This is a genomic window from Desulfobacter hydrogenophilus (genome assembly GCF_004319545.1).
GTDB classification, from domain to species: Bacteria; Desulfobacterota; Desulfobacteria; order Desulfobacterales; family Desulfobacteraceae; genus Desulfobacter; species Desulfobacter hydrogenophilus.
Genome location: NZ_CP036313.1, coordinates 2,951,224 through 2,966,208, shown reverse-complemented (window position 1 = coordinate 2,966,208; position 14,985 = coordinate 2,951,224). Strand labels below are relative to the sequence as shown.

General features: G+C 47.1%; 16 protein-coding genes. 11 read left to right on the top strand and 5 right to left on the bottom strand.

The features are described 5' to 3' along the window. Positions 1 to 1,080: an LPS export ABC transporter permease LptG gene (gene lptG, locus EYB58_RS13190; protein ID WP_111957126.1), complete on the bottom strand. Its 1,080-nt coding sequence runs from the start codon at positions 1,078 to 1,080 to the stop codon at positions 1 to 3. Then, on the bottom strand, positions 1,077 to 2,267 hold the full coding sequence (gene lptF / locus EYB58_RS13185; RefSeq protein ID WP_111957124.1) for an LPS export ABC transporter permease LptF: 1,191 nt from the start codon (positions 2,265 to 2,267) through the stop codon (positions 1,077 to 1,079). Before lptF ends, lptG begins: the two co-directional genes overlap by 4 nt. An 87-nt stretch (positions 2,268 to 2,354) precedes the next feature. Here lptF and EYB58_RS13180 point away from each other — a divergent pair, with 87 nt between their 5' ends. Continuing rightward, positions 2,355 to 2,996, top strand: coding sequence for a thiamine diphosphokinase (locus EYB58_RS13180; RefSeq protein ID WP_111957145.1), 642 nt, complete (start codon positions 2,355 to 2,357; stop codon positions 2,994 to 2,996). Positions 2,997 to 3,007: 11 nt separating this feature from the next. Here the strand turns inward: EYB58_RS13180 and EYB58_RS13175 are convergent, their stop codons facing one another. Then, a complete protein-coding gene (locus tag EYB58_RS13175; RefSeq protein ID WP_242637353.1) occupies positions 3,008 to 3,886 on the bottom strand; it encodes a flagellar basal body-associated FliL family protein in 879 nt (292 codons plus the stop codon). A gap of 486 nt (positions 3,887 to 4,372) precedes the next feature. On the opposite strand from EYB58_RS13175, the gene EYB58_RS13170 reads away from it, so the two are divergent. Genes EYB58_RS13170 through EYB58_RS13155 form a run of 4 tightly spaced genes read left to right on the top strand, consistent with a single transcriptional unit; the run spans position 4,373 to position 7,836 of the window. Continuing rightward, on the top strand, positions 4,373 to 4,834 hold the full coding sequence (locus tag EYB58_RS13170; RefSeq protein WP_242637352.1) for a MarR family winged helix-turn-helix transcriptional regulator: 462 nt from the start codon (positions 4,373 to 4,375) through the stop codon (positions 4,832 to 4,834). Positions 4,835 to 4,845: 11 nt separating this feature from the next. Further along, a complete protein-coding gene (locus EYB58_RS13165) occupies positions 4,846 to 5,583 on the top strand; it encodes a (Fe-S)-binding protein (RefSeq protein ID WP_111957116.1) in 738 nt (245 codons plus the stop codon). Continuing rightward, on the top strand, positions 5,580 to 7,028 hold the full coding sequence (locus EYB58_RS13160) for a LutB/LldF family L-lactate oxidation iron-sulfur protein (RefSeq protein ID WP_111957114.1): 1,449 nt from the start codon (positions 5,580 to 5,582) through the stop codon (positions 7,026 to 7,028). Before EYB58_RS13165 ends, EYB58_RS13160 begins: the two co-directional genes overlap by 4 nt. Positions 7,029 to 7,041: 13 nt before the next feature. Then, a complete protein-coding gene (locus EYB58_RS13155; protein ID WP_111957112.1) occupies positions 7,042 to 7,836 on the top strand; it encodes a LutC/YkgG family protein in 795 nt (264 codons plus the stop codon). Between the two features lie 280 nt (positions 7,837 to 8,116). On the opposite strand, the gene EYB58_RS25000 is transcribed toward EYB58_RS13155, so the two are convergent. After that, complete coding sequence (locus EYB58_RS25000) at positions 8,117 to 8,314, bottom strand: hypothetical protein (protein ID WP_111957110.1); 198 nt, start codon at positions 8,312 to 8,314, stop codon at positions 8,117 to 8,119. A gap of 281 nt (positions 8,315 to 8,595) precedes the next feature. Here EYB58_RS25000 and EYB58_RS13145 point away from each other — a divergent pair, with 281 nt between their 5' ends. The 6 genes from EYB58_RS13145 to cutA all read left to right on the top strand — a co-directional run bounded on the left by EYB58_RS13145 (position 8,596) and on the right by cutA (position 14,323). After that, positions 8,596 to 9,669: a hypothetical protein gene (locus EYB58_RS13145; protein WP_111957108.1), complete on the top strand. Its 1,074-nt coding sequence runs from the start codon at positions 8,596 to 8,598 to the stop codon at positions 9,667 to 9,669. Continuing rightward, positions 9,666 to 10,682 carry a UDP-glucose 4-epimerase GalE gene (gene galE, locus EYB58_RS13140; RefSeq protein ID WP_111957106.1) on the top strand — a complete coding sequence of 339 codons (1,017 nt, stop codon included), beginning with the start codon at positions 9,666 to 9,668 and terminating at the stop codon, positions 10,680 to 10,682. Before EYB58_RS13145 ends, galE begins: the two co-directional genes overlap by 4 nt. Before the next feature lie 9 nt (positions 10,683 to 10,691). Further along, a complete protein-coding gene (locus EYB58_RS13135; protein ID WP_111957104.1) occupies positions 10,692 to 12,362 on the top strand; it encodes a HEAT repeat domain-containing protein in 1,671 nt (556 codons plus the stop codon). A gap of 47 nt (positions 12,363 to 12,409) precedes the next feature. Next, on the top strand, positions 12,410 to 13,429 hold the full coding sequence (locus EYB58_RS13130) for an alpha/beta fold hydrolase (protein ID WP_111957102.1): 1,020 nt from the start codon (positions 12,410 to 12,412) through the stop codon (positions 13,427 to 13,429). Positions 13,430 to 13,501: 72 nt separating this feature from the next. Beyond that, the gene (locus EYB58_RS13125) at positions 13,502 to 13,894 is read left to right on the top strand and encodes a hypothetical protein (RefSeq protein ID WP_111957100.1); all 393 of its coding nucleotides are present in this window, start codon (positions 13,502 to 13,504) and stop codon (positions 13,892 to 13,894) included. A 90-nt stretch (positions 13,895 to 13,984) separates the two neighbouring features. Next, positions 13,985 to 14,323, top strand: a complete 339-nt coding sequence (gene cutA / locus EYB58_RS13120) for a divalent-cation tolerance protein CutA (protein ID WP_111957098.1) — start codon at positions 13,985 to 13,987, stop codon at positions 14,321 to 14,323. Positions 14,324 to 14,355: 32 nt separating this feature from the next. Here the strand turns inward: cutA and EYB58_RS13115 are convergent, their stop codons facing one another. Continuing rightward, entirely contained in the window at positions 14,356 to 14,898 is a 543-nt protein-coding gene (locus EYB58_RS13115) for a hypothetical protein (RefSeq protein WP_111957096.1), read from the bottom strand. Positions 14,899 to 14,985: the final 87 nt, after the last annotated feature.

Below are 14,985 nucleotides of genomic sequence, written 5' to 3'. Positions count from 1 at the left end.
TCATTCCGTCTGAATCAGGTAGATACACCCCAGGCATAAAAAAACCAGATTACCCACCCAGGCGGCCACCACAGGCGGCAAAATCTTTGCGTAGCCCAAAGAAGCGGTAAACCCAAAGACAAACCAGTATAGAAAACAAAAGCCGATACCCATGGCAATGCCCACGGGCAAATTGCTCTTCACAAAATTCCTCATTCCCGTGGCAGCCCCTGTCAACGCCATGATCACGCAGATAAAAGGAAAGGCCAGCTTTCCATGCATATCAACCTTATAAGTGGTGGCGTCATACCCTTCGCCGGTTACTTTTTCGACATACCGTCTCAGCTCGGTATAACTCATTTCGTTGGTCTTTTTGGTCATGCGGCCAAGATCGTCAGGATTCAGGTCGAGATCGACGACCTTTCTGGGCCTTATGGCCACATGATAGTCGTCAATTTTGGGGTCATACACCTGTTCAGCGACATCGTCCAGAATCCATTGACCGTTGTCATAATACCCTTTTGCCGCATCAATGCGCGAGGCAATCTTGAATCCTGCGCCCATAGTGGTACATGTGATGCCGGCCACTGTCTTTTGAACCGGGTCAAAAAAATTAATGTGTACCAGCGTTTTATCCGAGCGAATCCAGATGTCTTTTTGACTATGAACAACCCCCTTATTTCCACTCATCTCATGGTAACGGATGTAGTTGGAACGCGCCATGGACAAGGGGATCACGGTTTCACCCAAAAACAGCATCAACAGCGCCAGAAGACATCCTACCCAAATGGCTGGCTTAACCAAGAAATAAACGGAGACACCCGAAGACTTTAAAGCAGTAATTTCCTGATTCCGGTTCATGAGACCAAACACGGAAATAACAGCAAGAAGCAGTCCTGCCGGGGTGAATTGAACAAACATATACGGCAGCTTAAGCAGCACATACCAAAGGCCCCTGGCAAAGGTCACATCATATTCAAGAATTCTGTCCATATGGGACAGGTAATCAATAAAAATGAACAATACCATGACCAATGCCTGGATAATAATAAAAATCCTGACAAATTCTTTAAGCCAATATTTATGGAGGCATCGGATCACGGCTTTATCCTTTTTCTAAAACGAGCCACAACAGTTGCCGAAAGATTTCGAATCCAAAGGGGCAGACGTACGGGCCGCTCCTTTGCATTACGAACCAAAAGAAAAATGCCCGCAATCCCCATCACCACATTGGGCAGCCACATGGCAATGACCGGCGGATAACGACCGGCCTCTCCGCCGGACCAACCCAAGGCCAGCAGCAAATAATACAGCAGGAAAAAACCCAGCCCCATACCAAAACCGTTTGATTTTCTAAAAGATGTGGACTGAACCCCCAAAGGGAATGCCAACATCCCCAAAGCAAGACATGCAAAGGGGATGGAAAACTTTTCATGCAACACCAGACGTGCCTCACTCTCTCTTTCCGGCGTTTTAAAACCGTTCCGGATACGCTGGACCAGTTCATGCAGACCCATTTCATCAAAACTTTTTCTCACTTCCCTTTCCCCATCTTTTTGCATGGCAGTAAGATCGATGTTGATGTCATAGTGCCCGAAATTAATATTGGTCACGGAATGATCCTGAACATTGACCTGATTGATCATACCGTCATACAGGCGGATGGTGTATAGATCCTGATTTTCCTGGCGCACCAGGCGCCCTCTGGGCGCTGTTGAGATAGAGACCATATCGGCCGTCCTGCGGTCCTCAATGAATACGTCCGTCAAATCCCGGGTACCCATATCCACATGGGCCACATAAATCATGATCCCGTCAAGCTGATCGTTAAACTGACGCTCCTGCAACGCTGCGTCAATACTGGACCTGGCAAGTTCTATGGTTTTCACCTTCAGGGCCAGTTTACCCTTGGGTATCCCGTAAACCGTCACCCACATGGTTATTAAAAGGGTTATCCCGCTGAATATGAGTACCGGAGGCAAAAGTTTGTACAAAGACATACCCGCCCCTTTCAGGGCAATGATCTCATTTTCCCCTGACATGCGCATGATGGTCAAAAGCACCGAAATCATGGTTGACATGGGAATGGTAAATTCCATGAACCGCGGCAAAGTATAAGAGATCAGAAGAAGAATGTCCGTAATACTGGAGTTGTAGTTAACCACCATATTCGTGATATCCGGAATCCGGGTCATCAAAAACACCGAGGTTAAAAAAAAGGTGCTTATGGCAAACGGCGGGATAAACTCAAAAAACAGATATGTATGTATACGTTTGAAAACCTTCATCGGCTTGGAAAATATGAACTTCTGGACATTGTGTCAATAAATAGTATTGTTTGCATTATATTATTTTTCTGGTATGAAAATAGAATTATGAAAATAGTCATTGTAGCAAACGGAACCCTGTCTGAAGCAGACGGACTTTTACCCCGGATACAACAAGCGGACATGGTTATTGCTGCAGACGGCGGGGCAGTTCATCTTCACCACATGGGCATTGTGCCCCGGATTATCATCGGCGACCTTGATTCCATTCCTAAAGAGCTCCTTTTATTTTTTGAAAAAAAACAGGTTAAAATTTTAAAGCACCCGGTACGCAAGGACCAGACAGATATGGAATTGTGCATGGAATATGCCGTTGACCATGGATGTACCGACCTTCTCATTATGGGTGCTACCAGCACCCGACTCGACCATACCCTGGCAAATATTTTCCTTCTGCGCAGACTTGCAGCAAAGGGAATCCCGGTCACGATCTTAGATGCACATAATGATATTCATATTGTTGTTTCCCGCCTGACACTCACGGGCCATCCCGGCGACCTGATATCCGTCATCCCGGTATCAGACCATGTTAAAGGGCTGACCCTGGAGGGACTGGAGTATCCGTTAACGGATAAAAACCTTTGCATGGGGTCAACCATGGGTATCAGCAATGTGTTCACACAAGATAAAGCCAGCATCAGTCTTAAATCCGGGGGCGTACTGGTTATAAAGCCAAAGGAAGAAAACTGACCACCTGTCGATCAGGAGTCTTTTGGGTTCTCTTCTTCGCCGGTTTCCCCCTCTTCCCCGTCAGCGGGTTCCTCCGCGCTTGGTGCCGCCGTATGTTCAATGATAAATTCTTCCACCTTTGCGGCAGAAACGGCAACAACCACATGGTCAATGACAACTTCTTTGATTAACCCTTCCATATAGGGGTTGAGTATATCCTTAACTTTTTCTTTCTGAACCTTGATGCGATCAAAATCAGATACATTCTCATAGGTCAAAGAAGACAGATACATGATGGCGGCATCCCTGGCCCTGGGATGAAATTGGGGCACAGGCTGTTCCGGCATCAGTTCCATAAGTTCCAAATGCATACTCAAACACAAATAGCGATCCTTGGCATTGGAAGAATGTTTATCCAGATTAACAGTATAGGGCGCCATGGTAACAATCGAATTGACGGCACCGGGGCCCTCTTTTCCCTTCAGCTGAACCGTTTTCTTCCATTCTTCCTTGCGACCGTTGTCGCCCTCAAGGACCATGAAATGGTCCCTGAGTTCGAGCAACTTATAAGAGTAAGTGCTTTCTTTTTCCCAGACATCGTTGATATCTGACGCCACGACGGTAAAAACGAGCTGACCCTCATCCAAATCCCAGGTACCGCCGGCCGTCCCCCTGGAATCAACAATTTTGGAGGTCACGTCTGCTATCCGAACAGAAGAGGTCCATGTGCCTTTCATATCAATGACGGTAAGGAGATAGGTGCGATTACTGTAATAAACCCAGTTACCCAGGATTAAATCCGTATCTTTTTTTTCTCCACCGCACCCGGCAATACCGACAAGGAGCATGAACATGACGGTGCAAACAGCAGCACACCTGTTCAAAACCACGTTTCCAATCTGTTGTTCCATGATATTTCCCCGAAAAATTGACATTGGAATGCGTTTTATTTTTTCTTATGATGACATAGTGTCTGAACGAAAACCTGTAAATTTTGTCGAATACAAAGCGGACGCAAATTTTAATCGGAGGAATACATGGCGTATTTCGAGGATTAAAATTTGTGCTCAACGAATTAATCGGCAAAAATTACGATTTTCGGTCGGCCAATACATAGGTACCATGGTCGATGTTGCAGGTCAACCAGGACAAAAAGCATTGGTGCTTGCCTCCTGCCCGGACAATAGTATACAATACTATTTAGATTACACAGATTTTCTTAATAACAGCCATGGGCTGACTTGGTCTATCAATACCGAGGTTCAACCCACAACAAAGCATGAAAGTAATTCAGTAACTTATTGGAACTTTCATATAAAATCAATAACGCAGATACAATATTAATACATATAACTATGGCCGTAACAGAACTGAGCAAACAAAGATGTCAAACCCTTTTGATATCAATTCGTAAAATTATCCAGGCAGTTGATATTCATTCCAGAAAGCTGAACAAAGAATTTGGTCTGACAGGCCCCCAGCTTATTGTACTCCAGGAAATTTCCTCCCATGGTCAAATTTCCATTACCCCGTTATCCCGGGGCACAAGCTTAAGTCAAGCAACCGTGACGGATATCACCAAGCGGCTTGAAACCCGTGGATACATTGCTAGAAAAAAAAGAGAAGATGACAGACGGGCTGTCAGCCTTTTCCTCACGGAAAAGGGCCAGGATGTCATCAAAAACCTGCCACCTCTACTCCAGGAAACATTCACTAAACATTTTTCCGATATTGAAGACTGGGAGCAGATGATGATCATAAGCGCCTTTGAGCGGGTGGTCAGTCTCATGGCCGCAGAGAAGTTAGAGGCATCCCCGATCCTGGTTACAGGCCCCATCCGGCAAAATACACCCCGTTAGGAATTAATTCAATGACACATGCAACCCTGTTCATCCAGTGCATCGTGGATGGCATGTACCCGGAAGTCGGAGAGGCCATGGTCAAGCTGTTCCAGCGTCTTGACATTACCATGGACTACCCGGAAAATCAGACCTGCTGCGGACAGCCCTCGTTCAACTCCGGATACCGGAAAGAAGCGGCAAAGGCGGCAAAGCATTATATTGAGACCTTTGAAGATGCTGAAACCATTGTTTGTCCGTCAGGTTCCTGCGTTTCCATGGTCCGGCATCACTATCCCGAACTGTTTGAAAATGAGCCGGCGTGGAAAAACCGGGCCATTGATGTGGGAAAAAGGACCTTTGAACTCACCGAGTACCTGATTGACGTGCTCAAGATCGAAAACACAGACGCCTATTATGACGGGACCATCACCTACCATGACTCCTGCCACCTGAAACGTTATCTTGGCGTGGCAGCTCAGCCCCGGGCCTTGATCAACCAGGTCAAGGGCGCCACATTTGTGGAGATGAAGGATTCGGACACATGCTGCGGCTTTGGGGGTGCATTTTCAACCAAATACCCGGATATCTCTACGGCCATGGTCAAAGAAAAGGTAAAAAACATTCTTGATTCTGGAGCCGATGCCGTGGTGGGCTGTGATATGGGATGCCTGATGAACATCAAGGGGTATCTGAACCGTCACAACCTCAATGTCAGGGTGATGCACATTGCCCAGCTTCTGGCAGGCCAAAAGGCAGGTGCGGTATGAACCACGATACAGCCACAAAAAAATATGTACAAAATTCCGCGTTAGCCATCAAAGATGAAATCCTGCAAAGTGCTTTAAATAAAATTCAGTCGGGCCTGGGTAAGGCCACGGCGCTTTCCTACCAGAACCTGGACGAAGGCCCGCCCCTGCGCCTTAAAGCCCATGAAATCCGGGAAAAAACCATCAACAACCTGGATGTTGTGCTGACCCGGTTAGCTGCCAAAGTCCGGGATAACGGCGGAAAAGTTTATTTTGCCCGGACAGATAAGCAAGCCGTGGACTACTGTCTTAAAGTAGCCCAACAGCACCATGTCAAACAGGTGGTCAAGGGCAAGTCCATGGTCACAGAGGAAATCGGCCTGAATCCTGCCTTTGAAGCAAAGGGCATTGAAGTCAACGAAACCGACCTGGGCGAATACATCGTGCAGCTTGCCGGAGAAAAACCCTCCCACATCATTGCCCCGGCGGCCCATAAAACCCGGCAGCAGGTAGGTAGGCTGTTTGAACAAAAACTGGGGGTTCCCTATACTGAAGATCCGCCAGAACTGACCCGGATCGCCAGAAAAGCCCTGCGTGAAAAGTTCCTCACCGCAGATATGGGAATTTCCGGCTGCAACCTGGCCTGTGCGGAAACCGGCCATATGACCGTGGTATCCAACGAAGGCAATATCCGCATGTCCACCACCCTGCCCAAAGTACATGTGGCCATCATGGGTATGGAGCGGGTGGTGCCCAATCTCGAGGACCACGACATCCTGTTCCGCCTTCTGTCCAGGGGAGCGGCGGCCCAAAAACTGGGCGGGTACGTCTCCTACATCGGCGGACCGGGCGGACCGGAATTTCCCGACGGTCCCGAAGAATTTCACCTGGTTATTCTGGACAACGGCAGAAGCCGTATCCTTGCAGATCCCAAATTCAGGGAAATTTTGTGCTGTATCCGCTGTTCGGCCTGTCTCAACGCCTGCCCGGTTTACGGTAAAATCGGCGGTCATGCCTATGACTCAACCTATTGCGGTCCCATCGGAGCGGTGCTCACACCGCTGATGGAGGGCATGAACCAGGCAAAAGACCTTTGCCTGGGAGAATCATTATGCGGTGCCTGCAAGCAGGCCTGCTCGGTGAACATTGATTTGCCCCGGATGCTGCTTGAATTGCGGTACCGGCTGGCATACGGAGATGACCAGTGGGAGACCAAACCGGTCAGCGTTGTGGAAAAAACCATCCACCAGGCGTGGGCGCTTCTGGCCGGGCACCCTGCCCTGTACCGCGCCGTGCTTACAACCTTTGCCCTGGGCCAGAAAATATTTCCCACATCCAAGGGCATGATTACCAAAATGCCGGGACCCGGTGCGGGCTGGACTAAATCCAGGGATATACAACCGCTTTCCCAAACCCCTTTCCGAAAACGGTTTAAAAAGCTAAACGCCCAAAAGGCAGATCGTTGAGGACCTAAAATTTATGCAAGCCAATACCAATGAAACTCAATTTATGGCAACCCTTCGGGCAGCGTTAGGCATTAAACAGGATAATGCTGAAAAACGTGCTGCACAAATTTTTACATCCCCTAATGACCCGAATCCGGAACAGACTGGCATTGTGGAAACAATAAAATCCCGCCAAGGTAAAGATTACATGGGTCTGATAGATCATCTTTGCCGGGAGGCGGTACCATTGAAGCTCAATGTCATTCCGGTAAAGGATGAAGCCCAGGTGTCAAAAGCCATTGTCGAACTGGTGAAAGAGACGGAGCCGGAATGGGGCACAAAAAAAAGTGTGGTCCAGTGGGATCATCCCCTGGTCAATGCCCTGGATCTTAAAACCGCATTAAAAGGCCAGAACGTGCCGGTTCACACGGCGGTTTTCGACAGCGCAGGCATGGATAACATCAAAAGATCCAAGGCTAAGGAACGGGTGCGGCAACAAATGATTGATTCCTATATCGGTGTAACCTCGGCTGATTTCTGCCTGGCAGACACGGCCACGCTGGTCATGAGATCCAGGCCCAAAGAGGCCCGGGCCGTCTCATTGCTGCCCGCCATCCATGTGGCAGTGATTAGAAAAGAACAGATACTTACCAATTTAAAAGAACTTTATACCCTGCTTAAATATGATCCGGACACAAGGGACCCCGGAGTGCTTCCCCACCACATGACCATGATCTCGGGTCCCAGCAAAACCGCGGACATTGAACTGGTCATGGTACACGGCGCCCATGGTCCCCGGGCCCTTTATCTCTATGTAATTACTGAATAACGGCCATAGGCCGCCTTGAACGTTCGTCATCGTGCCCACAACAAACGATGAAAGGATTCAAGTAGTTGGTGGTTATTTCATATAAACAGCCATGGGCTGACTTGGTCTATCAATACCGAGGTTCAACCCACAACAAAGCATGAAAGTAATTCAGTAACTTATTGGAACTTTCATATAAAAAAAATTACGAACGATTTTCTTTTTAGAAAAAGTAAAAAGGCGTCTTTTGCTTTTTTCATGCAAAGACGCCTTTTCAATAACAGTCACAGGTTGAGCCGGTCTATCCGCAGGATCCGCCTGAGCATCCCCCGCAGTTACCGCCCTGGCCCAGGTCAATACCGGAATCAAGGCTAAAGCCCATACCGTTAAAATCAATATTAATCTGTTGTGCTTTTTCCATAAACTCTTTGTCTACCACAAATTTAAGCCCTTTAACGTCAAAGAGGTCGTCGCTGTCTTTAGGCTCATCCAGAGCCATTGCTAAAGACGGACCCGCTCAGCCACCAGAGTTAAGAAAAATCCGGATGGGGGAGGGTTCATTCCCCTGGAAATAATTGTCGATCTGCGTTTTTGCAGCATCTGTAAGTTCAATCATTAAAAACACTCCTTTTATTCAGTGTATGGATTCCAGACTTTCGCCCGGGATTAAATTAAAGTTTAACCATGCATTATTGTGTGTCAATATCTTGATCTTGCCTTTTTGATGCATTTGTAACATATTAAAGTTTTGTCACCTTTGCTTTGGACTTCGATTTATTTATGAAACTATCTGTTCCCTTTGTTCCGGACGAAGGCTATGCTCAATTTCTCATCAGACACGCATCAAGCCTTTCATCCATATATTTTCCATTGCCTTCAGGGCCTGTCACCGATGCAAGGGTACGAATCGGTGACAATCTTACCTCCGGGACCCAGGATCTATGCGCCACCCTGTCCGGCTTAAAAGCGGTTGACAAATATATTTTAATGAACACCCGCTTCATGCCCCCCCATGTATATGCGGACAACACTATTTTATCCGGCATACTCGATGATATTGCGCACCTTGACAATACCGTCGGCATAAAAGGCATTGTGCTTTCAGATATGTATCTTTTGCGCGCCCTTGACCAAACCGGACATGAAATCGTCCCTCGCCTTGAAGCGATACCGGGAATAAACGCCATGCTGGACAGCCCTGAAAAATTCTTCTCTTTTTTTGATCTGCTTACCCTTTCCCGGTTTAAAGAGCCGAGTCGCATTGTGCCTGACCGCGCCTTAAACAGAAACCCCGAAAAACTGACCTTCCTGTCAAAGTCAGTCAAAGCGTACGACCCGAACATACGCATTGAACTTTTGGCCAATGAAGGCTGCATTTACCAATGCCCGTTCAAACTCACCCACGATGCCCATATTGCCCTTTCCAATACCGGACTTGCCAGGGAAGCCACATTTCGAATGAATCAAGATCTGGGGTGCCAGGCCTATTTTAACGTTCAACCCCACGCGTTTCTTAAATCCCCTTTTATCCGGCCCGAAGACATTCACCACTATCAGGGTGTTGCCGACGGGATAAAGCTTTGCGGCCGTACCCGGGGCGTGCGGTTTTTAAAAAGGTGCATCAGTGCTTATATTGAAGAGTCTTTTAACGGCAACCTTCTTGATCTAATGGATACACCGGAAACACTTGCCCGGCAATGCCACATAGACAATTCCCGTCTGGGGAGGCAGTTTTTCACCCCCCTTACCTCCTGTACAAAAGTGTGCGAAACATGTAAAATATGTTCTGAAATATTCAACAAGGCATCCTGGAAAAAAGCGATAACTTTCAAATCTTACAAGGAATTCAAATGAAAATTCTTGTCACTGGCGGAGCCGGATATATCGGTAGCCATACCTGCGTCGAACTGCTTAACCAAGGCCACGAAGTGGTCGTACTGGATAATCTTGTCAACTCGTCCGCCAAGGCCCTTGACCGGGTTAGAAACATTACGGGAAAAGACCTTGCGTTTTTCAAAACGGACTTGCTGGATGAAGCCGGCACCCATGCAGTGTTCAAAGCCCATAAAAATATTGAGGCCGTGATCCACTTTGCAGGGCTTAAAGCTGTGGGCGAATCGGTTTCACAGCCCCTGCGCTATTACCACAACAATATCACCGGCACGTTGAACCTGATGGCAGCCATGGAAAAAGCAGGTGTTACCGCCATTGTATTTTCATCATCTGCCACGGTTTACGGCAACCCGGCCCGCCTGCCCATCACCGAAGATTTTCCGTTGTCCGTCACCAACCCCTACGGCAGAACCAAACTGATGATCGAAGAAATCCTGTCCGATCTTTATACAGCCGACCCCAAATGGCACATTACCCTGTTGCGATATTTCAACCCGGTGGGGGCACATCCATCCGGAGATATTGGCGAAGATCCCAGGGACATTCCCAACAACCTGATGCCTTATGTAGCCCGGGTGGCCATAGGACAGCTGCCCCGGGTCAATGTTTTCGGCGATGATTACGATACCCCGGACGGAACAGGGGTCCGGGATTTCATCCATGTCACCGACCTTGCCAAAGGACATATCTGCTGCCTTCAAAGACTCATGGAAACCCCAGGTGTAGGTATTTACAACCTTGGCACCGGCCGGGGATATTCCGTAATTGAGATGATCAAAGGATTTGAAAAAGCCTGCGGACACAAGATCCCCTACGAAATTGTTCCCCGCAGACCGGGCGACATTGCCGCATGCTGGGCAGACCCGTCTAAAGCCGGGCGCGAGCTTGGCTGGGAAGCCACCCTGGACATTGAAGATATGTGCAAAGATGCATGGCACTGGCAGCAAAAAAATCCCAAAGGGTATGATTCATAGGGAGAATGTATGGCGTCATTTATTTCGGAATTTGAAAGGATTATCAACACAGGGGAAATAAATTCAGAGACCCTGCTACAGACTTTAACCCTTGATGAAGACCAATATCAGGCTATAATTGAACCGCTTGCCCTGGCGCCGGACGATGTTGCCTATAATATTTTATTTTTTCTTATGAACACCATGGGGCCCACCCATCCCCTTCACCCACGTCTGTATCAACTCATCATGGACAGGGCACATATCAATTTTAAATTTTCCATGATCCTGATCAACCACACCAACCCGGACCGTCCCGGCCCCATCACCCATTTAATCAAACATATTCTGAGCAAGGCGACCGACAAGGATCTGCTCAAGGACATTTTCCGGGCCGCAGGCCGACTTGGCATGGAATTTCTCGTTGATGATCTGGCGGAATTTATTTTTTACGATGATCTTGAACTGCGGCAGGAAGCGGTCACGGCCATGGAACGTATCGGCACGGACAAGGCTGTACAGAGACTGGAACAAATTGCGCAAACCGACAAATGTGATTCCGATATTCTGGATGCACTGGCCTTTTTAAGGGGGAAACGAAAAGTACCTCCCATGCCCCAGTCCCGGAAAAAGTCAAAACCATCTCAACTGTCAAACCCATCCAGGCAACTCCAACCGCCCAAACAGACACCACCCTGCCGGGCCCCTGAGGACCCCAATGTCCAGCTGCTGGTCTCTCCTCAAATTGAAGACCGTCTAAAGGCCTTTGAATACTTTGGGGACAAAGGACCTGAAGTGGCCGATGCCCTGCATGACAATCTGGAAAATCAGACACCCGATCTGCTGGAGAACCTGTTAAGGCTTATTGCCAGGACCATTCCCCAGGAATCGTTGGGCGATCTTCTGACCCTTACCGAAAAAAAAGAGCTTAAAAATTCGGTCCGTTTTTCTTTGTATACAGCCCTGTCACATTACCCTGAACTTGAATCCACAGCGCCCATTGTAACCGCGGTCGCAGATCCGGCTATTTTTGTGAGCATGGCAGCCATCAGGGCTTTGGACACACACTGCTCGGATTATGTGGTCGCCGAAATAAGAAAAAAAATTGAATCGGGCACCAAAACTGGAGAAACTGTGGCCACGACTATCCTGGACACATGCGCACCTCGGCTCATAGAAGCGTTGATGACCTCGGATACATTTTCATATATAAGTTCAAATTATCTAAAATCGTCTGCCCAGGTCAGGACTATTGACACCTGGATCAGCATTCTTGAAAAACGCAAACGGACCTCAACCGCCAAAAAATTTGCCCAAATCAGGGAAAATCGAATCCGGACAGACAGCCCGGTGGTTGTGGTGATTCATCAATCAGCCCCCTATACGGATGTTTTTTCAAGACTCATTCACGGATGTGGATTCTGCGCTCGAACCTTTTCAGACCCCCAGGAGGCATTCGAGTTCATTGTAAGCAAAAAACCGGCGGCAATCATAACGGATTTTTTCATCAGACAGATGCGGGTCAACGATCTTGCCCGGGAAATCAGAGCGCTTTATCCCGCAGAAGAGGTCCCACTCATGGTAAGCTCCCTCCAGCGGCATCTGGACAAAAGTAATTTAGCATCAATGTTCCAGACCTTCGGCATTAAAGGATTCTGGGAATTTCCACCAAAACCCAGCCAGATCAAATCATTGGCCTGACCTCGGTGAAAGACCAGGTCGGTCATGACAGTTATTAGGAGAATTATATGTCAAAATTTAAATTGATTAGCATTGTTTATCTTTTGTTGGCGTCTCAGTTTGTTTTTGCCCAAGATAATAAAAATATAACTAAACTTTCTTTTGACGCTGAATTAAGTAGATATAAATATGATTTTGCGGTGAACTTTTTCCCATTAACATCTCAACGCCAAGAGTTACGCATGGCTTACATCTATCTAAAAGGTGAGCAAAATAAACCGGTGGTTACCTTGATGCATGGAAAAAATTTCAACGCCGACTATTGGACGCCCACAGCAATTTATCTAAACAAAAAAGGGTATGGGGTACTAATTCCCGACCAAATCGGTTTTGGCAAATCATCCAAACCAACGCACTATCAATATTCTTTTTCGGTTTTGGCGCATCATACTAAAAACTTGATGGCGTCCCTGAAAATCCAAAAGTCAATTGTCATGGGGCATTCAATGGGAGGAATGTTAGCGAGTCGCTTTGCCCTTATGTATCCGCAATCTACACAACAGCTGATTCTTGTTAATCCTATTGGGTTAGAAAATTACTTAAAATACGTAGAGTACAAAGATGCTGACTTCTTTTATAAAAACGAGTTGGCAAAAACTCCGGAGGCAATCAGGCATTATCAACAAAAAAATTACTATGACGGTCAATGGAATGATCAATATGCCGCGCTGACTTATTTCATGATTGGGCAACTGCAAGGGCCGGACAAAGAACAAATTGCCTGGGTCAATGCCCTGACTTACGATATGATTTTTACCCAACCGGTTATTACTGAGTTTAATAATTTATCTGTTCCTGTCAGCCTGATTATTGGCACACGAGATCGTACCGGACCAGGCCGCAAATGGAAAAAAGAAAATGTAGATTATGAGCTTGGGCGTTATGATCGGTTGGGCAAAATTGCAACCAAACTTATCCCTGATGCCGAACTATATGAATTGCCCGGCCTGGGGCATTTACCTCATATTGAAAGTTTTGCTGAATTTACGGGTGTTCTGGGGAAGGCGTTGGAGACTTCGAAGAAATAAATGATAAGCCAGCCCCACTGATTCCACGTGGACCGCACGTTGGACAGCTATCTGAAATTGTAGGAGAAACGAATGAAGGCAGACAAAATTGCACAACGTGTGTTGGTACTCATCGCCATTCTGTTTGGTGCATTAACAATCATCGTCGGATTGCGGGTCCTTGGCGGATCTGATCCGGGATATATTGTGTATAGGCCACTACTGATTTATAATGCGCTTATGGGTTTTGCCTATATTGCCACAGGTATAATTGCATGGCGTAACCTGGTTGTAGGAAAGGCTATGGCGGGTGTAATCTTTATTCTTAATGCGGTCGTGCTTTTGGCAATTGTTTACCTCTACAAAACAGGAAGTGCCGTTGCAATTGATAGCGTGCGGGCAATGATTTTAAGAACCTTTGTATGGCTTGTTCTATTTGCAGGGCTTGTGTGGTTGAATCACAGGGGAGGCAGGGTCAAGTCTTGAATTGTTACTTTTTAACCCAAAAAAACCTTATAATTCAAGACCTAAACCCAAAGGTATGACCTCAAAAGACGAAAAAGAATGGAGGGACGCATGGAGATCAAAATTGTTTACATGACAGCCGGAAATATGGACGAAGCATTGCGAATAGCAAAAGTATTGGTTCAACGGCGGTTGGCCGCCTGTGTAAACATCATTGATGGTATGCGTTCGGTTTATGAATGGGAAGGGACCATCCAGGAAGAACGCGAGGTGGTCATAATTGCAAAAACCCATGCGGATTGTCTGCCTGAACTGGAGGAGGCGGTGAAGAGCATGCATAGCTATGATTGTCCCTGTATCGTTGGGGTGGATGTGTCTGGTGGCAATAACGCATTTTTGGATTGGGTGAGGGAACAAGTGGGCCCTGCGTCATTAAGGACCGCAGATTAATGATATAAAAACAAGATTGATATTTACACATACTACAGTAGCCCGGCCTCTTCCTCATCCTGACGCCACTCATCCAGGTATTCATGAATAAAGGCGCTCTTTGCGTTCCCCCGGGGCGGCAGCCATACATAACCCATGCAATCCAGCTGCCTTTCCAGCAGGCTGAAAAAAGCCTGTTCTATACCTGATTTATCCTGGTTCAAACCCAGGGCAATACATTCATCCACCACCGCCCGGGTGAGCTGGCCTTCGGGCAGAAACCCTTCGCATACCATGGCATTCCAGGCTTCCGGGAAATGGACAATCTTCCAGGCACAGAGATCATCAGGACGCAGGATACTTTTATTGTCCGGGTTAAACGGGGCTGATACAAAAGACATTTTCATACGGGAGAACTGCATCAGCTCTTTAAGCACCGCCTGTTTATCCTGACCAAATATCCACTCTTCGAGATCCAGCAGCACCGGCGGGTATTCATTGCTTGTCAGAGCGTACCTGAAAGGACCTTGTTTTTTCCAAAACGTTTTAAAATCCTTAACATTGGGCAATATCTTTCTTACACATGCCGTGGTCATTTCTTATTATCCATTATTTTAAATAGTTACGCCTTAAGTTATAGGAGTTATAAATCAATGCATAACAGGATTCAAGGACAATCCTCT